The 26,067-nt window shown below is 40.0% G+C and carries 20 protein-coding genes and 4 pseudogenes; 17 read left to right on the top strand and 7 right to left on the bottom strand.

The window, feature by feature from the left end:
* Positions 1-188: 188 nt before the first annotated feature.
* From nudC to NI469_RS09140, 9 genes are all read left to right on the top strand, one after another.
* Positions 189-956 carry an NAD(+) diphosphatase gene (gene nudC / locus NI469_RS09180; protein ID WP_019837893.1) on the top strand — a complete coding sequence of 256 codons (768 nt, stop codon included), beginning with the start codon at positions 189-191 and terminating at the stop codon, positions 954-956.
* A gap of 120 nt (positions 957-1,076) precedes the next feature.
* Entirely contained in the window at positions 1,077-1,625 is a 549-nt protein-coding gene (locus tag NI469_RS09175) for a lipocalin family protein (protein WP_180087519.1), read from the top strand.
* Between the two features lie 131 nt (positions 1,626-1,756).
* Positions 1,757-2,743 carry an acyl-CoA desaturase gene (locus tag NI469_RS09170; RefSeq protein WP_253174943.1) on the top strand — a complete coding sequence of 329 codons (987 nt, stop codon included), beginning with the start codon at positions 1,757-1,759 and terminating at the stop codon, positions 2,741-2,743.
* On the top strand, positions 2,740-4,023 hold the full coding sequence (locus NI469_RS09165; RefSeq protein WP_253174941.1) for an NAD(P)/FAD-dependent oxidoreductase: 1,284 nt from the start codon (positions 2,740-2,742) through the stop codon (positions 4,021-4,023). The genes NI469_RS09170 and NI469_RS09165 overlap by 4 nt, the downstream gene beginning before the upstream one ends.
* 9 nt (positions 4,024-4,032) lie before the next feature.
* Positions 4,033-4,827 (top strand): DUF1365 domain-containing protein, encoded by a 795-nt coding sequence (locus NI469_RS09160; protein WP_180038956.1) that lies wholly within the window; start codon positions 4,033-4,035, stop codon positions 4,825-4,827.
* Positions 4,824-6,020: an SAM-dependent methyltransferase gene (locus NI469_RS09155; protein WP_253174940.1), complete on the top strand. Its 1,197-nt coding sequence runs from the start codon at positions 4,824-4,826 to the stop codon at positions 6,018-6,020. Before NI469_RS09160 ends, NI469_RS09155 begins: the two co-directional genes overlap by 4 nt.
* Before the next feature lie 25 nt (positions 6,021-6,045).
* Positions 6,046-6,825: a DUF1295 domain-containing protein gene (locus NI469_RS09150; RefSeq protein WP_180038958.1), complete on the top strand. Its 780-nt coding sequence runs from the start codon at positions 6,046-6,048 to the stop codon at positions 6,823-6,825.
* 8 nt (positions 6,826-6,833) lie between these two features.
* Positions 6,834-7,883, top strand: a complete 1,050-nt coding sequence (locus NI469_RS09145) for an SAM-dependent methyltransferase (protein WP_180087514.1) — start codon at positions 6,834-6,836, stop codon at positions 7,881-7,883.
* Between the two features lie 39 nt (positions 7,884-7,922).
* On the top strand, positions 7,923-9,257 hold the full coding sequence (locus NI469_RS09140) for a sensor histidine kinase (protein WP_180087513.1): 1,335 nt from the start codon (positions 7,923-7,925) through the stop codon (positions 9,255-9,257).
* Between the two features lie 5 nt (positions 9,258-9,262).
* Here the strand turns inward: NI469_RS09140 and NI469_RS09135 are convergent, their stop codons facing one another.
* The 4 genes from NI469_RS09135 to NI469_RS09120 all read right to left on the bottom strand — a co-directional run bounded on the left by NI469_RS09135 (position 9,263) and on the right by NI469_RS09120 (position 11,752).
* A complete protein-coding gene (locus tag NI469_RS09135) occupies positions 9,263-9,949 on the bottom strand; it encodes a response regulator transcription factor (RefSeq protein WP_180087512.1) in 687 nt (228 codons plus the stop codon).
* An 11-nt stretch (positions 9,950-9,960) separates the two neighbouring features.
* Complete coding sequence (locus NI469_RS09130; protein WP_180038962.1) at positions 9,961-10,461, bottom strand: chalcone isomerase family protein; 501 nt, start codon at positions 10,459-10,461, stop codon at positions 9,961-9,963.
* Positions 10,437-11,009, bottom strand: a complete 573-nt coding sequence (locus NI469_RS09125; protein ID WP_180038963.1) for a nuclear transport factor 2-like protein — start codon at positions 11,007-11,009, stop codon at positions 10,437-10,439. The genes NI469_RS09130 and NI469_RS09125 overlap by 25 nt, the downstream gene beginning before the upstream one ends.
* 140 nt (positions 11,010-11,149) lie before the next feature.
* The gene (locus NI469_RS09120; RefSeq protein WP_253174939.1) at positions 11,150-11,752 is read right to left on the bottom strand and encodes a hypothetical protein; all 603 of its coding nucleotides are present in this window, start codon (positions 11,750-11,752) and stop codon (positions 11,150-11,152) included.
* A gap of 109 nt (positions 11,753-11,861) precedes the next feature.
* Between NI469_RS09120 and NI469_RS09115 the strand changes: the two are divergent.
* The 7 genes and pseudogenes from NI469_RS09115 to NI469_RS15980 all read left to right on the top strand — a co-directional run.
* A pseudogene (locus NI469_RS09115) lies at positions 11,862-12,524 on the top strand (IS1595 family transposase).
* 290 nt (positions 12,525-12,814) lie between these two features.
* The gene (locus NI469_RS09110; protein ID WP_145758465.1) at positions 12,815-13,309 is read left to right on the top strand and encodes a transporter; all 495 of its coding nucleotides are present in this window, start codon (positions 12,815-12,817) and stop codon (positions 13,307-13,309) included.
* A 4-nt stretch (positions 13,310-13,313) separates the two neighbouring features.
* Positions 13,314-15,734 (top strand): hypothetical protein, encoded by a 2,421-nt coding sequence (locus NI469_RS09105; RefSeq protein WP_253174930.1) that lies wholly within the window; start codon positions 13,314-13,316, stop codon positions 15,732-15,734.
* Positions 15,727-19,182 (top strand): integrase, encoded by a 3,456-nt coding sequence (locus NI469_RS09100; RefSeq protein ID WP_253174929.1) that lies wholly within the window; start codon positions 15,727-15,729, stop codon positions 19,180-19,182. The genes NI469_RS09105 and NI469_RS09100 overlap by 8 nt, the downstream gene beginning before the upstream one ends.
* Before the next feature lie 1,327 nt (positions 19,183-20,509).
* The gene (locus NI469_RS09095) at positions 20,510-22,165 is read left to right on the top strand and encodes an HNH endonuclease signature motif containing protein (RefSeq protein WP_180038966.1); all 1,656 of its coding nucleotides are present in this window, start codon (positions 20,510-20,512) and stop codon (positions 22,163-22,165) included.
* 535 nt (positions 22,166-22,700) lie between these two features.
* Positions 22,701-23,933: an ATP-binding protein gene (locus NI469_RS09090; RefSeq protein ID WP_001255534.1), complete on the top strand. Its 1,233-nt coding sequence runs from the start codon at positions 22,701-22,703 to the stop codon at positions 23,931-23,933.
* Positions 23,934-23,968: 35 nt separating this feature from the next.
* Positions 23,969-24,073, top strand: a pseudogene (locus NI469_RS15980) (HNH endonuclease signature motif containing protein); the annotation flags it as partial.
* A gap of 131 nt (positions 24,074-24,204) precedes the next feature.
* Here the strand turns inward: NI469_RS15980 and NI469_RS09085 are convergent.
* Positions 24,205-24,544 (bottom strand): annotated as a pseudogene (locus tag NI469_RS09085) (DUF4236 domain-containing protein).
* A gap of 37 nt (positions 24,545-24,581) precedes the next feature.
* Positions 24,582-25,286, bottom strand: a complete 705-nt coding sequence (locus NI469_RS09080) for an IS6-like element IS1008 family transposase (RefSeq protein ID WP_001067790.1) — start codon at positions 25,284-25,286, stop codon at positions 24,582-24,584.
* 216 nt (positions 25,287-25,502) lie between these two features.
* On the opposite strand from NI469_RS09080, the gene NI469_RS09075 reads away from it, so the two are divergent.
* On the top strand, positions 25,503-25,832 hold the full coding sequence (locus tag NI469_RS09075; RefSeq protein ID WP_026055492.1) for a four-helix bundle copper-binding protein: 330 nt from the start codon (positions 25,503-25,505) through the stop codon (positions 25,830-25,832).
* Between the two features lie 134 nt (positions 25,833-25,966).
* Here the strand turns inward: NI469_RS09075 and NI469_RS09070 are convergent.
* Positions 25,967-26,067, bottom strand: a pseudogene (locus tag NI469_RS09070) (IS6 family transposase); the annotation flags it as partial.

Here is a 26,067-nt window from a genome sequence, read left to right as displayed (position 1 = left end):
TTATTCCTGAAGACATAATTGTTGTGAAAATTATGTGATTTTAATCAAAAAGATACAAATTATTATGGTTGTAATTCAGGCAACGTGCGCCTAGTATCTAAATAGAAGTTACTCCATGTAAACTTCCTTAGTTTTGTCCCATACATCCCCAGTATGGGATTTTTTTTAATCAGGGAATTCTCACGAGCATGCATTCAAAAGCGTATATTTTTAGACAGCAGCAATTACTGGTGGATGAGCATTTTCAGTTGCCGCAGGTAGCCAAACTGCAGCACGACTTGAACTTGACGGAAAATGGCGAGATCATTGCTCGTGACCTGAAAGAAGACGAACCGGTGCCTGAAGGTTATCAGCTGGTTCCGATCCGACAACTAGTGCAAGTCTGGAACAGACCACAATTTGAAGAGGCCAGCCGTGCGGTACAGTTACTGGAATGGCGCCGTAACCACCGCTTTTGCAGTAAATGCGGCCATGCCACCCAGCAACACGCCAGCCAGTATGCCATGGTCTGTCCATCCTGTGGCTATAACCAGTATCCACGGGTGAATCCCTGTGTGATTACCATCATTACCCGGGGCGAAGATGAAATTCTGCTGGCAAAAAATGCCCGCAATAAAACCCAAATGTACAGTCTGATTGCCGGCTTTGTTGAAGTCGGAGAAACCCTGGAAGAGGCAGTCCGCCGTGAAACCCTAGAAGAAGTTGGGCTGCAGATCAAAAACATTCAATATCTGGCCAGCCAGCCGTGGCCGTTTCCCAGCAATCTGATGATGGCCTTCAAGGCGGAATATCATACAGGGGACATTCAAATTCAGGAAAATGAACTGAGCGATGCGCAGTTTTTCAAATTTGATCAGTTACCCGAAATTCCGTTCAAGGGCAGTATTGCCTATGCCATGATTCAGCATGTGATGCATGGTACCCCTGTGGCAGATGACAGCAAAGAATGGCTTTAATCCGGAAACCAGTCTAGGGCTTTTTCAACAGTACTCCTGCTGAATCACATCATTTCGTCTTCACGCTTTGTTCACATGCTATTGAGTTATCTTAAGCCTAAAATCAAACAAGGCTAAAAAATGAAGATGCTATTCAAGTCTGTTTTGGCAGCGACAACGCTGGCGATAATCAGCTTAAGCTTTACTACGCAAGCTGAAACGGTTACACCTCAGGCAGTCGATCAGGTAGATATCCAACGGTATGCGGGCAAGTGGTATGAAATTGCGCATCTACCAATGTATTTTCAGCGTAAGTGTGTATCCAATATCACTGCACAATATAGGGTCAATGCTAACCAGACTATGGGGGTATTAAATAGCTGCCGTATTGCCAGTGGAGAGATGATCAGCTCCGAAGGTATTGCCTATCCACAAAATGAAGGGAACAGCAAACTCAAGGTCAGCTTTTTGCCGCAAGGTTTGCGCTGGATGCCTTTTACCAAAGGTCATTATTGGGTGTTAAGAGTTGACCCGGAATATAAAGTGGCGCTAGTAGGTGGACCAAGCAGTAAATACCTGTGGATTTTGTCGCGTGAACCGCAACTGGATGAAGCCACCTACCAGTCGTATCTGGAGACTGCGAAACACTATGGTTACGACATCACAAAGTTAATCAAATTACCGCATTAATCTGCTACCCTTTGGCCGAACTGCCTAGACTCTTACAGTTCGGCTTTTTTTCACTTCACAGAAAATTCATATCTGACTGATTAGACTCATCAAATAGAATAAAGACAGTCACTTAAAATTAGGATGAGTCCATGTTGAAAAGTCTGATACGATGGATAGACAGCTGGTCTACAACCTCACAGCCTGAAGCACTGACTGCTGAAAACAGCAAGATTCAGTGGGTCCGTATTTTTCCCTTTATTTTGCTGCATCTGGCCTGTCTCGCCGTGTTCTGGGTGGGTGTGTCATGGTTTGCACTGGGCTTTATGCTGGCATTCTACTTGATCCGCATGTTTTCCATCACGGCTTTTTTTCATCGCTATCTGTCGCATAAAACTTTTCAGACCTCGCGCCCGGTACAGTTCCTGTTTGTATTACTGGGCACCATGAGTGCGCAGCGTGGTCCGCTCTGGTGGGCAGCTCATCACCGTTATCACCACCGCTATACCGATACCTTGCAAGACCCGCATTCATCCACGCATGGTTTTTGGTATAGCCATGTCGGCTGGTTTCTGAATGAATATAATTTTGCTACGCGTAAAGAGGTGATCAAGGACTGGCTGAAATATCCAGAACTGATTTGGCTGGACCGTTTTAGTTTGATTGTGGTGTTGCTGACTGCGGGCGGGATTTATGCACTAGGCGAATGGCTGGCCATCACTTGGCCGCAACTCGGGACGTCCGGCCTGCAATTGCTGGTCTGGGGCTTTATGGTTTCCACGGTGTTATTGATCCATCCGACCTTGTGCATCAATTCATTGGCGCATCATTATGGCAGCCGTGATTTTGAGACGGATGACCACAGCCGTAACAATTTATTTCTGTCACTCATCACCTTAGGCGAAGGCTGGCATAACAATCATCATTACTATGCTGGTAGTACCCGGCAGGGTTTTTACTGGTGGCAGATTGATGTGACCTATTACTTGCTGAAACTCATGTCCTGGCTGGGACTGGTCTGGGGCCTCAAGCCCATTCCGGCACGGATTTATGAAGCCAGTAAAATCGCTCAGGCTCGAAAACATAAAAAAGCCGCTACAGCAGGCACTCAAAAAATTCAATCGAAGGAATCACCATGAAAATTGCAATTATTGGTTCAGGTATTTCCGGTCTGTACGCTGCCTGGAAACTCAGCAAAGTGCATGAAGTCACAGTCTTTGAAAAGAATAACTACTTTGGTGGTCATACCGATACCCATCAGCTGAATATCGAGGGTGAACAGGTTGCGGTGGATAGTGGCTTTATTGTGTTTAATGAGCATAACTATCCGCTGTTCTGTGCAATGCTGAAAGAACTTGGGATTCAATCACAAAGCAGTGACATGGGCTTTTCGGTGAATAATCAGGTCAGCGGCTTGCAGTACAATCCGTCAAAAAAATTCTCGCTGTTGTTCCGACCGCAAAACTTTTTTAACGCAGATTTTCGCGCGATGTTGTCGGATCTTTTCCGTTTCTATGCGGCGAATAAAGATCTGGATGTGGAGCAGGTCGATGCACAGCTCAGTATTGATGAGTATTTAAATCAACATGGCTATTCCGAAGCTTTCCGCCAGGAACATCTCTATCCGATGTGTGGGGCGCTGTGGTCCTGTCCGGTGGAACAAGCCGGACAGATTCCCTATAAATTTGTGGTCAGCTTTTTCCAGCACCATCGCATGTTGCAACTGAAAGACCGGCCCTTATGGCTGACGGTCAAGGGTGGATCGGCTCGCTACGTTCGTGCGATTCAGTCCCAGGCCAATATTACTTTCCGCAAAACTGCTGTGCATCAGGTATCCCGTAGTGCCAATGATGTACTGGTTGAAACAGCACAGGGCAGTGAGCGTTTTGACTGGGTGATCTTTGCTAGTCATGCTGACGACAGCCTGAAATTACTTAAAGACCCGACAGTGCAGGAGCTGGACGTGCTGGGCAAGTTCCGCTATCAGGCTAACCGCATGGTGGTGCATTCTGATACCCGCATCATGCCCAAATCCCGTCGTCAATGGGCCAGCTGGCATGTGCATGTCACCCCAAGTCAGGCAGCTGAACAGACGCCATTCCAGCACAGCGGTATGCACTATGGTTTCAGTTACTGGATGAACCAGTTGCAAAACCTGCAATGCAAGACTCAGGTTCTTGCCACCCTGAATCCTAACTTTGCCTTGGATCCTAAAAAGGTCTGGGTCGAACGGCATTACCGTCATCCGGTGTTTGATGCCTCCGCGATTGAAGCACAAAAACGCTGGGCCGAGATCAATAGCCAGAACCGCACCTCATACTGTGGCGCTTACTGGGGTTGGGGCTTTCATGAAGATGGTGCCCGTAGCGCTGCGTGGGTGGTCGATCAGCTCTTAAAACAGACCGAGCAGGCCGCCTAGGAGGATATGATGCAAATGTTTCCACTGGCGATTGCCTCTGCGGAAATCCGGCATCGCCGTTTCTTGCCTAAAGCGCATGCTTTTAAGACCCGGCTGACCTATCTATACTTTGATCCGGATCAGCTCTCAAGCTTTACCCAAAAATCCTGGCTCTGGTCTTGCAATCGCTGGAATTTCCTCACTCTGGACGAACGTGATTTTCTGACCATGGAATGTGGTTCGATTCGGCAGAAGGTCGCACGTCTGCTGATCAAGCGGGAAAACTACCTGTTAGCGCATGCCGCATCCATCCGGGTCTTGGCTCTGCCGCGTACACTCGGCTTTCGCTTTAATTCTGTGGTGTTTTATCTGGTCTTTGATGCCACCGACCAGCTAATCTTTGTCCTCAGTGAAATTACCAATACACCGTGGAATGAACGTCAGGTCTATATTCACGACTGTCGGCACAATGCAACTGAATATGCACCGTACCAGAGTCACCAGTTTGACTTCAAGAAGGCCTTTCATGTGTCGCCATTCATGCCGATGGCGCTGGATTACCGCTGGCGCTTCAGCTTTTCCGATCAAAACAATGTGATTCATATGCAGCTGTTTCAGCAAGGAATCTTGCAATTTGATGCCACCATGCAATTTTCGTTGCAAGCCATCACAGTTCCTTCACAACAGCATCGCTATGCTGTGCTGAAAGTTCTTGAGCCCTTCAGGATGGTCGGTGGAATTTATCTGCATGCCTTTCGCTTGTGGAAGAAGAAAATTCCATTTTACCGACATCCTAAAAAAGAAAAAGGAAACACATTGCGATGAAAACACTGTTTATGGGAGAAGAAAGCACAATGCCGGTGGTACTGCGCCATCTGCTGAAATTACGTCATGGTCAGCTGATTTTTAAAGGCGCCTGGAACGGGATTGTGGGGGAGAGCAGTGATTTGTATGCCGTGATTCAGGTGCATGATGCTAGGCTGATGGATCTGCTGTTCCGTAATGGCGTACTCGGTGCTGCTGAAGGTTTTATTCGCGGCTACTGGAGCAGTGAAGATCTGGTCAATGTGATTCGCATTCTGGCGCGTAACCGTGATGTGCTGGACCGGATGAACCAGAATGCGCTGGCCAAGGCCAGTCAGTTCCTGTTAAAGACCTGGTACAAATCCCGCAAAAACTCAATTGATGGCAGCCGTAAAAATATTGCCGAGCATTATGACCTGAGCAATGACTTTTTCAAGCTGTTCCTAGATAGCAGCATGATGTATTCCAGTGCGGTATTTAAAGAACCGGGCATGAGTCTGGAACAGGCCTCCGATTATAAAAAAGAACTGATTTGCCAGAAACTGCAGCTGAAACCGATGGATCATTTAGTTGAGATTGGCAGCGGATGGGGTGGTTTTGCCATTTACGCAGCACTGCATTATGGCTGTAAGGTAACCACCATTACCATCTCCCAAGCACAATATGATGAAGCGGTCGCGCGAATAGAGGCAACCGGACTATCCCATCGCGTGGATGTCCAGCTGAAAGACTACCGTCTGTTGGAAGGCAAATATGACAAGCTGGTGTCGATTGAAATGATCGAGGCTGTAGGTGAGCAGTATTTACCGATATATTTCAACAAATGCCGTGAATTGCTGAAATCGAATGGTCTGGCACTGATTCAGGCCATCACCATTGAAGATGCCCGCTATGCCAAAGCCCTGAATACCGTGGACTATATCAAGCGTTACATTTTCCCGGGCAGTTTTATTCCTTGCATCAGTGTCATGACCCAAGCAGCTTCCGAGCAAAAACTGCGTCTCAAGCATCTGGAAGATATCGGCCAGAGTTATGCCCAAACCTTGCACTGCTGGCGCCAACGTTTTCTGGAGCAACGTGATCAGGTAATGGGGCTTGGTTTTGATGAGTCCTTTATCCGTATGTGGGATTTTTATCTGTGCTATTGCGAAGGTGGTTTCCGCGAAGGCGTAATCAGTGATGTGCATCTGTTATTCGAAGCCAGTGCTTACTAAGCCAAGATAAAACAGGAGGGCTGTTATGCTGCTGAATTTACTGGTGCTGAATGTCTTTATCATGTTCTGTAGCTGGCTGCTAGTGACCTATAACCAGCGTGCCGGACTGGTGGATGTGGCCTGGAGTTTCTGTATTGCACTCAATGTCATCATCCCTGCTTGGGTCATGGAAACTGCACCGCTGCTGATCCGGGTATTTCTGGGCGTGTTCAGCGGAATCTGGTTCTTACGCCTGACCTGGCATCTGCTGCGCCGTTATGCCAGTGAAACTGCAGAAGATACCCGCTATGCCAATATGCGCAGGGCCATGGGAGATTATCAGCATCTCGGTTTTCTGGCCTTTTTTATGTTTCAGGCCGGGCTGGTGGCACTGTTTTCCTATCCGATGCTGGAGTTGCTTAATATTCCGGTCCAGCAGTGGAATGACTGGACCCCCTATACCGTACTGGTGGCAGGCATGATCATGCTGCTGGCGCTGATCGGGGAGAGTACTTCCGACCAGCAGCTCTACCGCTTCAAGCTGGATCCCCAGAATAAGGGCAAAACCCTGGATCGGGGCTTATGGAAATACTCACGTCATCCGAACTATTTTTTTGAATGGTTACACTGGTTTGCCTATCCGGTTCTCGGTCTAGCGGCAGGAGTCTATGAACTGTGGCTCTATCCGCTGCTGATGTGGTTGTTTCTGTACTACATTACCGGCATTCCGTTTAGTGAACAACAGGCACTGGCCCATCGCGGCGAAAATTACAAAGCTTATCAACGACGAACTTCAATGTTTATTCCGTGGCCACCCAAAGAGTAGGTAAATACATGGACTTTATGATTCAACAATCTTTAAAACTGGTTGAAAAGGGTAAATTGCCCGATGCCGTGATTCGCGCAGGCATTCGCACTTTAAGCAAAAAACGTCTGGCACAGGAAGGGCGCTTTGACCCGGCACTGGCGGCACAGCGTTATATGGATGTGCTGCATATGCTGAAAAACAGCGCAATTGCCATCGAGACCGACAAAGCCAATGAACAGCACTATGAACTGCCCACCGCATTTTTTCAGGCGGTGCTAGGCAAGCAGCTGAAATACAGCGCCAGCCTGTTTGAACATGACCATACCACACTGGATCAGGCGGAAGAAGCCGCACTGGCCAGCTATTGCCAGCGTGCGCAACTACAGGACGGGCAGGATATTCTGGAAATTGGCTGTGGCTGGGGCTCACTCAGTCTGTATATGGCCGAGCATTATCCTAACGCCCGGATTACCGTAGTGTCGAACTCCTCAACCCAGCGCCAGTATATTCAGGAACAGGCCCGTCTGAAAAAACTGCAGAACCTGACAGTGGTCACCTGTGATGTCAATGTACTGCAACTGGAACCGGCTGCTTTTGACCGTGTGGTTTCGGTGGAAATGTTTGAGCATGTGCGCAACTACCAGAAACTGTTTGAAAATATCAGCAGCTGGCTGAAAGACGATGGCTTGCTCTGGTGCCATATTTTCTGTCACCGTTTCCTGCATTATCCATTTGAAGTTAAAAATGAATTTGACTGGATGTCGAAATATTTCTTTAGTGGCGGTCTGATGCCGGCAGCTTCAACTTTCCTGCATTTCCAGCAGCATTTGCAGCTGGAACAGCACTGGCAATGGGCCGGCACCCAATATGAACGCACCGCAAATGCCTGGCTGGAGAATATGGACCAAAAGCAGGCCGAGCTGCAGCCCCTGTTTGAACAGACCTATGGCGCAGATGCTACCATCTGGTGGCAACGTTGGCGGATTTTCTTTATGGCCTGTGCCGAATTATTCGGTTATGACCATGGACACGAGTGGGTGATCGGCCACTTTCTGTTTAAAAAGAAAGCCGTATAATTAAACGCTGAATCGGATGCGCCAACGGGGAATTGATCAATGTTAAAGCTGTTTAGGGACAAACGCGATCATCCTCTGGGTGAGGTGTTTAACCGCTACTACTGGCTGCAAATCGGATTCATTGCCTTGTCGGTGGTGATTGGCATTGCCTGTAGTGCCTGGGTGATTAAAGGCTTTTTGCTGCGCACCGCCTTGGAACAGGAAATGTCACACTACTGGCAGCGGCTGGAACGCAATCCGGCCGCCGAACTTCCCGATACCAAAAACCTATATGGTTATCGTTGGTATGATACCCCTCCTATGCAGTTTCAGCACATGCAGTTCGAGCAGGGCGTCAATCGGCATTTTGTCGATGGTAAAGAGCGCATGACCGTCTACGGTGAAAAAAATCGGCAGCATGTGCTGCTGGTCTTTGGCGAAAGTAACGTCAACAAACTGGTCTGGCTGTTTGGTCTGGCACCACTGATGGTCAGTTTGTTCGTGCTGTACAGCGTATTGTGGTGGTGGAACCGTCGCGCCAGACGTTATTTTTCTCCGATTACCCGGTTGGCCAATGCGCTGGAACATATCGACTGGGAACATCAGAAAAATCAGGCTTCACCTTTTCAGGACATTCGCACTGATTCCAATCTGGAAGCTGAATACCTGAAGCAGGCATTAGAAAAATACCATCAGGTCTTGAGTGCATTTATTCAGCGTGAACGTGAGTTTACCGGTGATGTCAGTCATGAACTGCGCACCCCATTGACGATTTTAAAAGGCAATGTGCAACTGTGTCAGGCACGCTATGGTAACAACAAATCCTTTACCCGCCTGCACAACACTATTGAAGACATGCAGCTGCTGGTCGATACCTTACTGGCCATCGCCCGAAATACCACCAACACCCTGATAGCCGAGCCCACTATGCTGTCAGAATGTCTGGAGAATCTGGTACAGGATCTGGACAGTGTCAGCCACAACAAAGGCATGCAGATCGACCTACAAAAAGACCTGGATGAACAGCCGCGTAAAATGTACCCGTCAATGACCAAAATGGTGTTTGGCAATATCCTGCGCAATGCACTGAATTATTCGCAAGGCACGGAAATTGATGTCATTCTGCAAAAAAATAAAGTGCTGATTGCTGACAATGGAGTGGGTATTCCCTTACCGAATAACTCCAAAGTTCAGGAACTGTCCGACCAGCAACTACAACTAGAAATCAAAGGGCACGGCATTGGTCTGCAACTGGTACAGAAACTGTGCAAGCAGCTGGGCTGGCGGGTGGAACTGTTTGACCGGCAATATTATCTTAGCACCCATCAGGATGTTGATCTGACAATGACCACCGGACTGATTGTAGTGGTGTATTTGAACGAGGTTTTCGCCTGAAAAGCTTAGGCTTCTAAAGCAATCGTTAAACCGACACCGGAGATGGTATGAATCAGTTTCTGCTCAAAAGGCTTGTCAACCATTTTACGCAGATTATAGATATGACTGCGCAGGGCATCGCTTTCCGGTTCTGCATCTCCCCAAAGCTCCATCATGATTTCCTGTTTGGTTAGGACCTTAGGTGAATGACGCATTAACAATTTCAGGAGTTTGAACTGGATAGGGGGTAATTCAATGGTCTGGCCGGCTCGCGTCAGTTGCTGTCTGGCCGGGTCCAAAATCAGATCATGAATCTGTAGCCGGCCACTGGATACCTCACCTAAAGAACGTTTAATCAGAGCTTTGACCCGAACCACCAGCTCGTTAAAATCAAAGGGCTTAACCAGATAATCATCCGTGCCGGAATTAAAACCTTTGAGTTTGTCATCCAGCGTATCGCGCGCCGTCAACATCAGTACGGGTAAATCCAACCCTTCCTCATGACGCAGCCATTCACACAGTTCATAACCTGAACCATCAGGTAAATTAATGTCTAGAAGCAAAATATGATAGCGCTGCTGTTTCAGTAGCTGGCGTGCAGCGTTCAGATTGCGGGCATGATCCACTACAAAATCATGTTCTTCCAGAAACTCGCATAAGGTAGAGGCCAGTTCATAATGGTCTTCGACCATCAGGATAAAATGTTTCGACATAGCGGCAGAGACTAATTCAATAATTGCTGTTTTAATTTAGCACTAAATGGCTGCGAACCCAGCCAGATATTAAAATATTGTTGTGCTAGAGGATGCTGAAGATTGCCTAGTACCTGCTGATTCAGCATCAAGGTCAGGGTCTGTGTCTCGGCTTGATAGCTTAAACGATAAAGATCACCCGGTTTTACCGGCTTATAAAGCTGAGTAATTCTATCTAATACTATTAAGTGTTTAGACTCTCGCTCATTACGCTTCAGAAAATGGGTCGCTGCACGCTTGAAAGCCCATTCCGGAATATTCTGTGTATAGGAAAAATCAATCTGCATATTCTGGCCTTGCCAGGGTTTTGTACAGTTCTGAGCATAATAACGGGCGACGCCAACCTGTTTCTGAGCCACCAAAAGTGGACCACGACCACACTGATTCATATTCTGGGCATGTGACCATGAACTGAAACTGCAGAGCATCAGTAGTCCCGTACTTAATACTACTTTTTGAATGGCAGTACCCATGAATAGGCTCCTCCAACATAAGGTAAAGAACGATACAGGCCATTGGCCGGATCCCAGAAATCCTGCTGGAAAATAATCTTATTGTCTCTGTTGACTTTGATTTCACTGATCCCAAAAGAATCCATAGTTCGAGTCGTGCCAAACATTTTAAAGTCATAGGTCATATGCCAGTGCACGTAGGCAGAGTCTTGGTAATAGGAGGTATTTAATAGTTTGACATTCACGTTACTGACACGCTTGTTCATCCCTTGAAAATGTTGGAGTAGATTTTGACGTGATGAAAATTGGGATAAGGTATCGTTAATAAACAGCTGATCGGCATAGAGTGATCCGGCTCGTTCAATAAATGCAGGTGTACCCAAAGTATTAAATGCTGAGGTAAAGCGTATGCCGATGTCTTGGGCTTTAGCCTGATCCAGCGCAGTTCCCTGAATTTGGTTTCTGGATTTTGCATAATCACTTGAATAGCTAGGAATACTTTTACATCCAGCTAAAACTAGTAGCGGTAAGGACAAGGTAGCTAGCAGTATTTTTTTGACATGTTTCATATTGGCTATCCGTATTAGGTCTATGCTGATACTTTAGGCCGAAAGTCGTGAACAGAATGTGAAGAGGATGAAAGGCTGTTAAATGAGCAGTAAACAGAAGCTCTTTAATGATGGAGTAACGTGTATATCCTCAGTCCTGTCTAAGCCTTTTTTGACATTCCCCAACTTTTCGCAGAAAGCAGAAATTCATAATTTAAAGCCACGAGAATGCTTTGCATATTGAAGCTATTCCGGTCTTCGGGTAACTGTAATAGAAGTGGCAAACGTGTCACCCCATTTTCACCATTGGCAAAAGCATAATGGCGCACTTTAGCGTCAATCACCGGAATTAAATTCTTGGCTTCCAGATACACACTTTCCTGAGTGGCCTGCTTTTGCATGGCAATCATTCTGAGATAGCAATAATCGCGAACCTCAGTCAGATTCTTTTTGAGTTCATTGATCTTTAATTCATGATTTTCAGGTTTTTTAAACAGCCGTTTAAGAAAACCGCGATTTTCGGTATTTTGTATTTCACGTTCTAACTGGCGTATTTGCTGCTGGATCTGGCGAGTTTGTTCAAGCGTGTCATTCAGAAGCTCTCTAATTTCCTGGGTAGGTGCTGAAAGGGCCAGCACCTGTTGCTGATAGTGAAACTCATCATGAAAAATCACAAAGATTTGGGTGCGACGTTGTTCCAGTAATTTTAAATAGGCAATTAAGCGATATTTGAACAGACGCGCATGCGGATTAAACTGCAGCATCGGTTGCTGCGATAAAATTTCCAGCTGATGCAGAAACTCATTGATTAATCTTAAAATATTTAAATAGCAAGGCTCTAGACTAGCAGAATAGATATGTTAGTCTAGAATCATGATAGAAAACAGCAAATTAAGTAACTATAAGATTAAAAAAATTATTCAGTGCTTTTGCATTGATATTCCTGCTTCTAAAACAGCCTTATTGCTTAACTTGAACCGTAATACCATCAACTATTGGTACATGCTTTTTAGAGAAGCAATCTACGATCATCAAACAGATTTAAGAGCAAAGTTTGTAGGTTCTATTGAAATTGATGAGAGCTATTTTGGAGCAAAAAGACAACGTGGTTTTCATGGGAAGTTGAAGCGAGGTCGAGGTACTTTAAAACAACCTGTATTTGGAATATTTGAAAGGAATGGTCGAGTTTATACAGAAATAGTCCCTGATTGTAAAAAGACTACATTACAACAAGTTATCTTAGGTAAAGTTGCACTTGAAAGTGTAATTTATAGTGATGGTTAGCGTGGATACAATGGTTTGGTAGATGTTGGTTACTCAAAGCATTTTAGAGTAAATCATGGAGCGAATGAATTTGCCAGAGGACAATGTCATATAAATGGAATAGAGTCATTCTGGAGCTTTTGTAAAAGAAGGCTAGCAAAGTTCAACGGTATATCAAAAGAGTATTTTGATTATCATCTTAAAGAAACAGAATGGCGCTGGATGAGGGAGCCTAATGAGCTAGCAACAGAGTTGTGGGACCTCATTAGGTAAAACTAAGTGCAAATCTGCTAGTCTAGAGCCTAATTTTAAATATTTTGATTTGTTGATAAACCTTATATAGACATCGCGATACTTTGATATTGGAAAATCAAATGGTAAAGTTATTACGTGATATATCACGTTAACTCATTGAGCTGTTCTGTGTTAGCTGGATATAAACATATAACATCATAATCGGTATTTTTAGGCTAAAGATATTCTGTTGGGCCTAAGTAGTAAATTTAGAAATTAACCATTTCAACTGTATTGAGCTTGTATAGCCAGTATCGATTGAGAGAGTCATGATAGAAAAAATTGGGCATGCAAAAAAAACACCTGAAGTTCTAACTGAAGTTTTCACCAAGTTAAGTTACGTTTTGATATTAGATTTACCAGATTTTATTCAAGATTTTGTATTGGATCTTAAAAATAAGATGGATGATGAAATCAAAAGAATGCTTGACCAAGCAGCAAAAGACAATCAAGACGTTGATGAATTTGAAATTTTAAAGTGGTTACTCGATACAATTGATGTAGCTCCTGAAGAAACTGAAGAGGTTAAAAAGCACCAACATAAAGAGGTGCATGCTGTGCTATTTACTTGTTTTTTTACTCAATTGTCCGAGGCCTTAAGTCTGAAGTTATCAGAACATATGAGAGTGGAGTCAAAACCGCAGCGTTGTGTTAAAAAATTGACTCAAAGAACTTATAAAAAATATTTTGGTTTGCCTAAAAACTTCAAGCTCAAGTTAGAACGAAACCTGAAAATCAATTTTTACCCTGAAAAATTATGGTAACTGTATGACTAATACTGATGGATTGTCAGATCTACACGAAGAAATCAAAGTATTGGAAAAGTGGGTAAATCAGTCACTTGGTGAAAAAAAAGCTATTTTCAAAGATTTCGACGTTCAAAATAAGAATGAGTTGTATGCTGCTGCAGAAAAAATCCAAGTTACTATTAAAAAAAAGAGAATTGTGACGGAACATAAAATTCTGGCTGGTTTAACTCAATGGACTAAAATTGAACAAGAAGGGCATCAGTATGGTTATCTGTTGACTGGATTAATTTGTGAAATGCTCAAAGAACTTATCATTTTACCGAATTCTAGTTCTAAAGATAAAGAGCCTATCACAAACACAAAACTGATAGATTTTAAGCGAATAGTAGATGATGAAAGAGTACATAAGAAATTTAATCAACTATGTTATGCATTAAAACTGTTACTGCAGAACCAATTTAAAGACCGTGGGGAAAAAAAAATACCATGTGACAAAATTACCAATGAAATTAAAAAAATCGATGAATTTAACACCAGCAATTTTAAAGAATTTTTAACTGGTGAAGAGATGCAAAAGCACTCCATCTCATTAGATTTAGACCGTTACATTGAGCAATTTTGTATTGTCTGTAATGAGCTTAACAACAGGGAATTAAATTCATCGAAGAAACTTAGTATCAAGGATTTGATAAAAAGAATAAAAAAGGAGATTGATGTAACAAACCACTCAGGGTCATCTCCTATTCATATAGAAAATGATGACACAGAAGTCGAGATAGATGAAAAATCAGCAACTATTCTTGATCCTACACATGATGATATCAGTAAGCGTGCAAGTTCTATGATATCCGATGAAAAGCTCAAAAAAATTATTCAGAGACGTGAAGTCCCATTTGTAAGTAATCCACTTTATCTAGCACCCAGTTTATTACATCAGGTATACAACGTATTGCACGATTGTTATCAGGATAAAATGCTCAAAGAAAATAGTACAATCTTTTATGATCAATCTTCTTTGGCATTATGTGGCATGATGTCACTGCTGACTGGTCTGAGTCCTACTATCTTTAAAGATATTAATAATTTGATTGAAAAAGGAAAAATATTAGAAAAAACAAAAGTAAAAAGAATAAAAAAAACAAAAGTAGCAGAAGAAACAGAAGTAATCGAAGTAATCGAAGTAATCGAAGTAATCGAAGTAATCGAAGTAATCGAAGTAATCGAAGTATCTTATTATTGGGTGATTGATCCAAAGTTGAATGTAAATCATTTGGGCATTATGAGTGATAAATTACAGCGCTATAACAAAGCCTCCACTTATAAATGGCATATTCCTAGTGCTTGGATTATTCAATTAAAAAAAAATGTTATTCAAGAACTATCTGTTCCTGAATACAATCGTTTTTTAAGGCAGCTTTTCAAACCGTATAATTTGGACAAGATTTCATGTGGAATTTTAGAAAAGCAAATATATTTCCATCTGAATATGCAGACAGGTGATGATCTCGTAGCACACTTAATGGCAAATCACGATACGAATCATGTGGTTAATTGGTCCTATGAAGGGCGTAATATTGAAGAGATAAATAGACATTTTAAAAGATACATTGATTGTTTAATAAACCGAAAAAAAGGTGATCTATGGAAAAAAGAGCAGCATCCGGGTTATATCTTTGACCGAGAACAACGTATAGGTAGTCAGCGTTGCTGGACTATCAAAGCAGCAACTCAATTTTTTAAAAATCTTTATGCTTATGTACAGACTACTTTAACGAATGATGAAGTCAATCGGATTGAGAAATTAAATGCTTATAGCATTTGGATGTGGCATCTGTCTTTAATTTGCCTCACTGTACGACCCACGATGGGTATGCCAGGTTTGATCAAAAATTATGATTCAAAATCAAAATTTATCTATATTCATGACAAAAAAATTGGTTCACGACAAGAAGGTCGTTTAGTGCCTGTAGTAGGTTATTGGCAAAAGCATTTTGATGCATACAGAGAGTATATAGATAAGACAATCACTGCATTAGGCATGAAATATCTGCAGGAGCAGTGGAAAAAAAATGAATTCATGCTGTGTATTCTTATCCATCCTCAACTGACTTCCAAAAAGCATAGCGTTGACTTTATAGAAATAGCAGACAATCTTACTTTGGCACCAATGTCAGCAGCTTTTGTGACGCATTACTTGAAAGAAACAGTTCAGATTTATAAAAACTGGCCAAGGCATTTTAGCAAAAACCATCTTGAACTCAGCAGTGATATTCATAATACCCTTTATGCACATGATGGTATTGCCATGGGGTTTGGCCATACTTCATCCTTAAGTCCTTTTCATTACAAAACAGAAATTCAACAACAGGTTGAAGCGTTACTGAAAAAATTAGAAATTTTGGAGCTAGACTTGTTTACCCAGGAAAAATCGCGTGATTAACAAAGAACTAAATCAAGAGATTCTAGAGCAATTACAAAATGCGATTGAAACAGAAACAAAAGCAATTTTTAATCAAATTTCTGAGCTGATTGATCATAAATATACTCAGAAAAAGGTGAATGGTGTCGAGATTGATTTTAAACTTCTTGATCAACGAATTGCTGATAAATTTACAAACTATCAGCAAGTTTTAATAAAAGTTTGTGAGCATTCCCAGCTCAAAAAATATTTCCGCTCTTACCTCAAGGAGTGTTTTAAACACTTTAAAATTATTTGTGAACAAGAGTATCAGGAGTGGCAAAAAAAAAATCCAGATCATGCAAAAATTTACGATATTAAATTACCAGATTGGAAAATAGCAACATTACCGCGCCGCGATAATATTTTAACAGAGGACAAGTTGTGTTATGGAGCTATTCTTGCTGATTTTAAAGAAAAATTTTATGAAAAGTGGAGCTATTCTCTTAATAAAAAGACTCAAAATATAAGTTTACAATCTACAGTTGAAGCTCAGCAAAACTTAGTAAACATATTATTTGAATGTCTATGTATATCATTAATTTTCGATCAAGGATGTATTCATCCTGAACGGCTTATTGCAATTCATGATGCAATTTTTGAAATGAATCTAGACAGTGGACTGTTGCCAATTTACTCTGGTTCAAAGAATCATGCCTACGTTTTCTCATACACTCTCTCATCTCAAAAATATGGCAATTTCTACCGTTATGATAGCCAAGGAGATGTGGAATTATGGCAAACACAGCAAATATATTTTAACGCAATCTCAATGCTTTGTTATTTGCGTATCCGAGAGCATCTTCATGGTAACCAAGGTTATGCATTACAGTTTACATCGCCTCTTAGTATTTGGCAGCAAACACACGATGATCAAGATCAAAAAGTTAAGCGGGAAGATTTACTTTATAAGCGGCTAAAAGCACACTTTAAAGATGTTGTTCCTGATCATCAATTTATCAAAGAGTTTGAGCGACGTCGTTTTTCTGCTTTCAAGCATATTGATTATGTTCTTTGGCAGGAGATTCCAAATTTAGATCTATTGAGTACAAGTGTACTTAATAACAAAATTATCACTACGCCTTTGATATATGAACAGCATATAGCTATTTATCATCAGCTTGATACCTGGAAAACGATTCAAGAAAGAATTGAAAATACTCATCACACTGTAGAGCTTTCTGTTTTTACTAGTGATCAGAACGTTAAAGTTTATAATGATAAACGGATGGGTAAACGTAATGATATAAAATCATTGCTTTTATCATTTAGTGAAGATGGTAAAGAGTTGACACTAGCCAAGTTTAATGAAGCTTTGAACACAAGTATTAATAAATCAGAGGGCGATATACGTTCCTATGAAGCTGGAGAGGGGGAATATATTGATTATGTGGTGGCAATCGCACATTTACGGATATGCCAATGGTTAAAGTATGAGCTAGGTTACAATTCTGGCTCTGGTAAAGCATCACTTCAGGTGGCATCGATAAAACGTTATTATCACAGCTTCGTTTCTGACTTTTTAATTTACATTTTAGAATATCAAATAAATTTGAATAATGCCATCGAAGAACAATTTGAAGAAATGTATGAGTACCTTATTTTAGAAAAATCAATGAAAGATCAGGAAAAGCAGGAAACAATCGCTGAGAAAAATGATAATAAAAAGCACGACACCTCTGGCTATTCTTTCGCGAGGTTAAAAACATTTCATCAGTATTTGGTCAACAAGCATGATGCACCAGTAGTAGCGTACTTGTATGAACATCAGAGAGACAGCGGGAAATTTTTAAAAACACGGACCATTAGTCCGCAGATGTTTGAATTAATGATGAAAATTGTGAAAAATTATCCACACATTTTAGGCATTTCAGGGAATGAAATAGTTGCATTGCAATGGGTCTATCGACTCGCATTTAGACTAGGTTTGCGTATTGATGAAGTGACAGGCATCCGTCTCAATGATTTTGACTCTGCACAGCTTCGAAGTCATCTTAAAAATAATCGTTTATATTACGAAGCAAAGTCAGATCCTAAAGATACGACTTCAAATGAATCATCCAATTCAGATATTGAAAATCTGGTTTTAAAAATTCATTCCAACTCTCACCGTAATGTTAAAAACGAAAATGCAAATCGTCAGTTTGATTTATCCTATTTTTTAAATCCAAATGAATTTAAAGAGTTCTGTGATTTTTATAAAAAATATTTAGCTGCTTCTTTGGGCGAAGCGGAATTACAAGTACAGAATACATTACTCTTCACCTTTGAAAATCAACAATTATCAAAAATCACTAGGAGCTTGTTTAATCTGGTATTAGGGACAAGTGATCATTCATATACATTTCACGCATTTAGGCATAGTGCTGCATCACACTTAGCAATTTTATTGAAAGGCAGCCACCAGCTTATCTGTAGTTTTACTGACTATGACTCTAGGTTTGTAGGTAGGCTTAAAAAGCATATATTGCAAAATATCGATCATGCATCATTACATAGCGCAGATGTATGGCAACGTTTAGCACATCTAATGGGGCATGAAGACTTTAACGTGACCGCAAGTAGCTATATACATCATCTTAATATTTTAATTGCAGACATGTTTTATACAGCAAAACGTGAATATCAGCCTGAATTGATTGGTGCATTACTAAAAAATAGCAAAATTATTAATGCTCAATTTAAATCCTTAAAGATATCTGAGGATGAATCAGCTTTTAACATTCTTCAAAAATCTAAGTTTTTTTTAAAGGTTTTTGAAAAACATAATGATCCAAAGCAATTCTTAAAAAAAGATGAAATTGAAAAAAAACAAATGAGTTTTTTATATCCAAAAAGATTTCTAGAATCATATCAGGAATGGAAAGCAAATGACCGGATCATAAATCCTGAAGACCAGCTTGTTAACTTAATAAAGTCAATTAGTAGACAATTTTATATTTATAAAGATAAAGAAATAGCTAGAAGTGAGGAGCGTGATCTGCAAGAAATGGATTTAAATTGGGAGCGAATGATCAATTGGTCGTATTTATATGGAATATGCCAGCCATTCATAATTGACAAAGAAATTACCCCAAAAGAAATTAAAAATTTTTATTATATTTTGGAAAATAAAATTTCATTGAAAAATGATCGATCAGTTTTAGTTTTTGAAGCAGTCTGTCAAAAAGATTTAAAATTGTACGATTCATTTGTGGAGTTTATTACCAAAATATATTCAGACGTAGAATCCTACTTAGATATAGAAAAATCAAGTTCAAGTGATTTTGATAAAAAAATAGGGAGTGAAGTTAAAATAAAATATTATAAAATTAGTAATAAAAAAGCAGATTCAAAGCATCATCTGATACAAAAAATTGTACTACAAAGTATCTTTTTTAAGATGAAATGCCTTGGAGTACCTTCCCTGGGTCAAAAGAAAATGGTCTAAAATGTTTTACCGGAGCAGTAGGGGGCTACAGTTTTTTTATATTAAAAAAATATATAAAAAACAGTGGTATATAACTTTATGTAATTCATGTTTGATTATTTTTTCATTATTTATGTAAGGTTCCTCTTTTTTTTTGGTCAAAAAAAGGGACACTAAGAGGGAGGTGTGCACTCTGTGAGGTTGATTTTTGATAATTTTTTTTCTTGAGAATAGCCTGGACGAGAGATTATCAAAAAAAAATACTCAATAAATAAAAAGATTTTGTATGAATCACAGAAGAAAATAATATTAAATTTAATTGTATTTTTTTATTATTCTTGTAAATTTATTCGGATATTATTTTTTAAATTTAATCTATAAAATATAAAATTATATATAAGGTAAATTTTATAGACTAGTGAGTTAATACAAATTATTTACCCTATAAATTGATTTGTTTTATTCTGTAAAATAGGGAAATTAGTTTTTATTTTTTATAAATAAAAAAAATAATTTTGCTAGATTTATAATATTAAATACAGCATAGAAAACTGGGTTGTGTTTTTGGTTTGATTTTATAAGCTAATTTTTAAATAGCCTAAGCAAATATATTTCAGAAAAATAGCCCAAGCCTTTGCTTTTTAAACCTGCTGTTTTACAAAGCAAAGGCTTGGGAGTCCACCAATATGATTATTTTTAGATTTTAATGAGATCCCAAAAAATGGAGAAGATAAATTAATTAGCTTAGGTAATCCTTCTATAAGTATGCAGCATAGATTTTGAGCTAAACACGCATCCTTGTATGTAGGTAAAATACAGGGATTTTTTCGGCTAAAATTTTGAAAAAATTAAGCCAGCATTCAATTTTAAAATATCACTAAAAAATGAATAAAAAATTCTAATTTGGTTTGACCAAAGAAAAAGATACCCATATGATAATTACATTACAGCAAAATCTGTAATCGGGCGTGGAAACCTGAAAATTACTACAGAAGCATTAAAACCGCTTTAGCGGTTTTTTGTGCTTATTATGCTTAGTTTGCCATTATGGTAGGCCAGGCAGGGCAGTCTATGACTGGCCGTCTTCTGTAGTGCGGTATTTCCACCCCTGTTTGGTCTACCTCCATCTCGTGGAAAAGATGGTTGTAGATAGTCAACTCTAAACTACAGGTACTAAACATGAAGATTTTATTATCTAATCCCCCCATTTCTCTTAGGTCTCTTTTGTTAGCGCTGACTGGATATTGACGGTCATTTAATTCACAGCTTTAACCAAATCCAACTATATACATTTTCAAATTTCGTACTTGTGCGAAAGTAGGAAAGTGTTGCCTGGAGAAAATAAGAAATGGGTTCTACACGACTATTGACCAATATTATTCAGCGTAAAGTCATGTTGCCAGAAGAAATGACACCTTCAATGCAGCGTGACAATTTTGAAGTGGCACTGACTGATTTTGAAAAGCATCCAATCATCAAATGTTTATTTAAGGCGGATAACCAGCGTTCTACGGAATGTTGGAGCGTGCAAGAAATTGCAAACTTTATTGAGGATTGCACAGAAGATCAAAACATCAATTTATGCATTTTGTATTGGAAAGATATACACGGCAATATTTACATTATTGATGGAGCACATCGTCTTTCCTGTATCTATGCGTGGATTAATAGATATTTTGCGGATGAGCAAGTCACTCAAGCACCTAATTTCAATGATCCACAAAAACAAGATATTCGTTACCTCCGCAATTATTTAGGAGATCTCGCTGATTTTCAAAAAATTTGTACTGATGCCGAATTCGCAGAAAAAAAATCGAAATTAGGCGATATTAAAATCAGTTTCAGGCAGGTACTGGGAACTCCGGAAGATGCGCGACGGGTATTTCAATCGATTAACTCAGATACTAAACGTTTAGATAAATATGAGGAATATCACCTAAGAAATCGCGGTAGTGACGCGTATTATGCGATCTATGCCTGTTGTTATATCAATGACAATAAATCTAACCTAGAAGAGCTCCAATATACACGTTTAAATGGGTTGATTGAGTTAGGGGAGAGGATCCACCAGCTACTTTTTTCGACCATTTTATTAGACAATGAAATGAGTCATGGCAAAAAAATTGGCTTGGTCAATGAGCTGATGAATATCATTGCGGGTGATCAGATTCATAATATTATGAGTCTGAATCAGGGGGAGCGCGTTGAAAACCTAATGTCGCATCTGTTGACCATTCTTTGCAGAATAGCGACGCCTGTAAAAAATGCTGGGGTTCCGAGTTTGGGCTTACATCCATACTTATATTTTTATAAGGATCAGCGTTTTCAGATTACTTCTTTTCTTGCATGGTTTTCAATTGTGTATGAAATTCATGAAAGCCGCATGCAGATTCATCATCGAAAGATTAGTTTCAAGGACTTCACCCGGGTACGCCGTAGTATTGAGTTCTTGATCGCCAATTTCCCCGTGGCGACCACCGAAACGGTCGGCAAGTTCGGCAGTGGTATCAAGGGCTATGATCGGCTACAAATTGTCTATAAAGCCTTTATTTGCTTAAGCTTGGAAATGGAGGTTGATTTTGATGATGAGAAATGCCTGAATACCTTTATTCTGTCCATGTCTAAGGCCTTCAAGTACATAAACTTTAACGAGTTCTATGTCGAAAGGTTTTTGGGTGGTTATGATGATGCAGTAGTCAAGAATGTGGTGGGATATGTGGAGTCGATTAGTCCAATTTCTCGGTCAAAGCCAAAGGCCTTTTCGGCATTAACCAAGAGTCTGCTTAAGCACAATTTTGTGGTGGGTAATCATAACTTTTGCCTCATTTGTGATGGATTGATCTATCTTGATTCTACTGAATCGGATCATAGGATTGCCAAAGCCGTAGGTGGGCAAGGCGTTCTAGAGAATGGTCTGCTGGTTCATCCCATCTGTAATAGGATGAAATCAGATCTGAGCCTGGAAGAGATTAGAGCGGATTTGTTTGGTGAATTACTGTATTGAGCAGCAGAGGGGGTAAATTAATTTTCTAAAATTTATCAATGATTTAACTTTTGATATATTCAGCCAATGTGGTTGTTTTTAATTCACTTTAGAATCACAACCAGAAACTAGCTGTAGTTTCTGAATGACCGTCAAGGTCCTTAGTTTTGCCTATAGATTCCCCCTATGGGCATTTTTTTTGATCAAAAACATGTATAGGTGACTTTAAAATAAACCTTTTAGCAATTCATACGCAATAAGGCTGATACCATTAGCACAATAAAAATGAGTTCCACTCTAGTTAACATCTTAGTTCCATTTACTTTTCACTTAATTTATATAGCAGTTAACTCATAGCATCAATGAAATAACATAACATGGAAAATAATCAAAAGGACAGAATTTGGATTTTGATCAGATCTGCTGTTTACATGCTTCTAAAGTAGCTTTGAATGTTTCACTTAACCTTTAAACTTTTTCTAAAATTAAATATATTTACATATACGTTCTAAAATTTGATAGAATTTATTAAAACTTTAGATTCTAAGTGTAAATAATGAGAAGCGCTAATATTCGACGTGATGGCTACTTAAAATTTCTGAATACATGGCAAGACCGTGATGTCATTAAAGTACTTTCAGGTGTGCGTCGCTCTGGAAAATCCACCTTATTGGCGATGTTTCAACAAGACCTAAAAGCACAGGGTGTACAAGCCGAAAACATCATTGCCATCAACTTCGAATTTATGGAATTTGAAGAACTCACCGATTACCGTAAACTACATGATTATGTATTGTCCAAAGTTGATAAAAGTAAAAAAAACTACGTTTTTTTAGATGAAATACAACATGTTACAAATTTTGAGAAAGTAGTCGACTCCTTATATGTTCGGGATTATATCGATTTATATATTACAGGCTCAAATGCATTCTTTCTAAGTGGAGAACTTGCGACTTTACTTACAGGACGCTATATCGAGCAACACGTTCTACCTCTGTCATTCCAAGAATTTAAACAGTGGCATATTGAAAATAATCCGATCATCCAACAATTATCCAATCGTGATTTGTATGCCATGTATACGCGCAGTAGTTTCCCTTATACGCTTGCCATGACTAGCCAGCAGGAAACTTATGATTACTTGCAAGCGGTCTATGCCAGTGTAATGTTTAAAGATGTTATTCCCCGTTTGAATACTGCCGATATTAACTCTCTCGAGCGTGTCGCAAGATATTTGGCAAGCGTGACAGGCTCACCTATTTCCATCAATAAAATTAAAAATACCTTTGTTTCAAGTGGGGTTAAGATTTCATTTGAAACAGTAAAACGCTATATTCAGGGCTTACAGGACAGTTTGTTATTTTATAGTGCCGCACAATTTAAAGTACGCGGGCGTGAGTTATTACAATCCTCTGAAAAATACTATTTAGTTGATGTCGGATTGCGCCGGATTATGTTGCCTGATGCTAATGCTGATCAAGGTCATATCTTAGAAAATGTGATTTATCTTGAGCTTGTCAGACGAGGTTATACGGTCTATGTAGGGCGGGTTGATGAATATGAAATTGATTTTGTTGCTGTCGATACTTTACAGAATTTAACTTATTATCAGGTGGCATTAGAAACGCTCAATGAGGAGACACTCAGCCGAGAGTTACGTCCATTACAGAAAATTTCTGATTCGTATCCCAAATATTTACTTACCTTAGACACGATAGGGACTGAAGCAAATTATAATGGTATTGTAAAAATGAGTGCTCTCGATTGGTTGCTATCTGAAAATAAGTAAAGTTGAGGGTAGTCATCGGCACTTCTATTTATTGATCAAAACCCAAAGACTTTTCAGCATTAACCAAGAATGTGATCAAGCATAATTTCTACTCCATTTGTGATGGATTGATTTACCTCGACTCGATTGAGTCAGATCATCATGATTGAGCTACAGTCGCTTACTGAAAGTAGCGAGAATTGCGCTGGAGTTTCTGAAGGATATTAATTCCTTAGTTTGCCCATTCATCCGTGTGGGCATTTTTTTTGATTAAAATACAATGCTGTTCTTGCTAAAAAATGACGGCACCCACCATAAAACACAATATTCCAAAAATAATCCAAGGCCAGATCTTTGTCTTCGGTTGTTCTAAATTCTGAGGATTATATTCCGTGTGTTCTAGCGATGTCGGTTGTGGAACACGGGTCTTTTTAGAGTAAGGCTGTTGTTTAGAGTAAGATAGTCCCGTACCTGGAATACCGACACTGGTTCGCGTACCTTTTTTCCCCAATATTTAGAGAAGCACCAGGTTTGCCAATGCTGGCACTGCTGATGCCTTTATGGGTCAGATTAATTTTAAAACCCGGGAATAATTTAATACTTTTACGAAATCTAAAGGCACTGTTGCAAATAGAGATTTGAGTCGATGAAGTTCCTTTTTAAAAGTGCTTAGAGACCGAAAACCCTGTTGATTAGACACACTTCACCTTGAGGCTGACCATAATAAAATGACGATGCTTGTCCTTTACGTAGTGCACGCATGACTTCAATACCTTTAATTGTGGCATAAGCCGTCTTCATAGATTTGAATCCTAATGTGGCCCTGATGATCCGCTTTAACTTACCATGATCACATTCAATGACATTATTTTTATACTTAATCTGCCTGTGCTCAATATCTACTGGACATTTTCCTTCTCGCTTTAACCGTGATAAAGCATGGCCATAGGTCGCTGCTTTATCTGTATTGATGACCCGTGGAATTTGCCATTTTTTCACCGTATTGAAGATTTTTCCTAAAAAACAATAGGCTGATTTACTGTTCCGTCTAGCGGAAAGGTAAAAGTCAATCGTATGACCACGTTGATCAACTGCACGATACAGGTAAGTCCATCGCCCCTTCACTTTGATATAAGTCTCATCCATATGCCATGAATGTAAATCTGTAGGATTACGCCAATACCAGCGTAAGCGTTTTTCCATTTCTGGAGCATAACGCTGAACCCAACGATAAATTGTGGTGTGGTCAACATTCACACCCCGTTCAGCGAGCATTTCTTGAAGTTCACGATAGCTGATGCCATATTTACAATACCAACGAACAGCCCAAAGAATGATTTCACCTTGAAAGTGCCGACCATGGAAGGGATTCATCTGCTGTATCTCGAAATAAATAAGATATTTAGCTTATCATGTCAGCCTATTTGCAACAGTGCCTGAATACATGAGCAGCTAAATCACTCAAAGCCAGCATCTAAAACCATTTAACAAAATCTATGACTATTTTACTTTCCCTTACCTAATCGTCCTAGTGTATATCTTTTTTTTTGATTAGCTTATTCCTAAATCAAGTGACTTTAGGTAAGTATGATGAACGATATCCAATTTTCAGATTGCGCAAAGGCATGTATGAGCTGTTACCTTACCTGTGCCAGTTGTGCAAATGCCTGTCTAAAAGAAGAAAATCTGGAGATGATGCGAGAATGTATTCAGCGTTGTCTAGATTGTGCAGATATTTGTCAGCTCTGTGCTCGTATGCAGCAAAATGAATCTCCTTTTATGAAAGAAATTTGTGAGCTTTGTGCCAAGGCTTGTGAATACTGTGCAGATGAATGTAGCCAACATGAGCATCAACACTGCCAGCAATGTGCTGATGCTTGCCGTGAATGTGCCGTCGAATGTCGAAAAATGGTTGTCTGATAAATAAAAGAATTAGTTGAGTTTAGGATTTACTCAATGAATAGCCAACGTGTTAGTTGTTAGTGGGTCAAACCACTAACAACGGCACTGTTGCAAATAGGGATCTGAGTCGATGATTTTCCCTTCAAAAAAGCTTAGAGACCGAAAACTCTATTTACTAGCCAAACTTCTCCTAGAATATTACCGTTATAAAATAATGAAGCTTGTCCTTTGCGTAGAGCACGCATAACCTCAA

This window comes from Acinetobacter lwoffii, from assembly GCF_024129735.1.
In the GTDB taxonomy this organism is placed as follows: domain Bacteria; phylum Pseudomonadota; class Gammaproteobacteria; order Pseudomonadales; family Moraxellaceae; genus Acinetobacter; species Acinetobacter lwoffii_H.
This window is presented reverse-complemented; position numbering and strand designations above follow the sequence as displayed.

Bases quoted from the DNA above. Each gene is read 5' to 3' on its own strand.
- nudC (WP_019837893.1), top strand. From the start codon at position 189: ATGCATTCAAAAGCGTATATTTTTAGACAGCAGCAATTACTGGTGGAT.
- NI469_RS09175 (WP_180087519.1), top strand. From the start codon at position 1,077: ATGAAGATGCTATTCAAGTCTGTTTTGGCAGCGACAACGCTGGCGATA.
- NI469_RS09170 (WP_253174943.1), top strand. From the start codon at position 1,757: ATGTTGAAAAGTCTGATACGATGGATAGACAGCTGGTCTACAACCTCA.
- NI469_RS09165 (WP_253174941.1), top strand. From the start codon at position 2,740: ATGAAAATTGCAATTATTGGTTCAGGTATTTCCGGTCTGTACGCTGCC.
- NI469_RS09160 (WP_180038956.1), top strand. From the start codon at position 4,033: ATGCAAATGTTTCCACTGGCGATTGCCTCTGCGGAAATCCGGCATCGC.
- NI469_RS09155 (WP_253174940.1), top strand. From the start codon at position 4,824: ATGAAAACACTGTTTATGGGAGAAGAAAGCACAATGCCGGTGGTACTG.
- NI469_RS09150 (WP_180038958.1), top strand. From the start codon at position 6,046: ATGCTGCTGAATTTACTGGTGCTGAATGTCTTTATCATGTTCTGTAGC.
- NI469_RS09145 (WP_180087514.1), top strand. From the start codon at position 6,834: ATGGACTTTATGATTCAACAATCTTTAAAACTGGTTGAAAAGGGTAAA.
- NI469_RS09140 (WP_180087513.1), top strand. From the start codon at position 7,923: ATGTTAAAGCTGTTTAGGGACAAACGCGATCATCCTCTGGGTGAGGTG.
- NI469_RS09135 (WP_180087512.1), bottom strand. From the start codon at position 9,949: ATGTCGAAACATTTTATCCTGATGGTCGAAGACCATTATGAACTGGCC.
- NI469_RS09130 (WP_180038962.1), bottom strand. From the start codon at position 10,461: ATGGGTACTGCCATTCAAAAAGTAGTATTAAGTACGGGACTACTGATG.
- NI469_RS09125 (WP_180038963.1), bottom strand. From the start codon at position 11,009: ATGAAACATGTCAAAAAAATACTGCTAGCTACCTTGTCCTTACCGCTA.
- NI469_RS09120 (WP_253174939.1), bottom strand. From the start codon at position 11,752: ATGCTGCAGTTTAATCCGCATGCGCGTCTGTTCAAATATCGCTTAATT.
- NI469_RS09110 (WP_145758465.1), top strand. From the start codon at position 12,815: ATGATAGAAAAAATTGGGCATGCAAAAAAAACACCTGAAGTTCTAACT.
- NI469_RS09105 (WP_253174930.1), top strand. From the start codon at position 13,314: ATGACTAATACTGATGGATTGTCAGATCTACACGAAGAAATCAAAGTA.
- NI469_RS09095 (WP_180038966.1), top strand. From the start codon at position 20,510: ATGGGTTCTACACGACTATTGACCAATATTATTCAGCGTAAAGTCATG.
- NI469_RS09090 (WP_001255534.1), top strand. From the start codon at position 22,701: ATGAGAAGCGCTAATATTCGACGTGATGGCTACTTAAAATTTCTGAAT.
- NI469_RS09080 (WP_001067790.1), bottom strand. From the start codon at position 25,286: ATGAATCCCTTCCATGGTCGGCACTTTCAAGGTGAAATCATTCTTTGG.
- NI469_RS09075 (WP_026055492.1), top strand. From the start codon at position 25,503: ATGAACGATATCCAATTTTCAGATTGCGCAAAGGCATGTATGAGCTGT.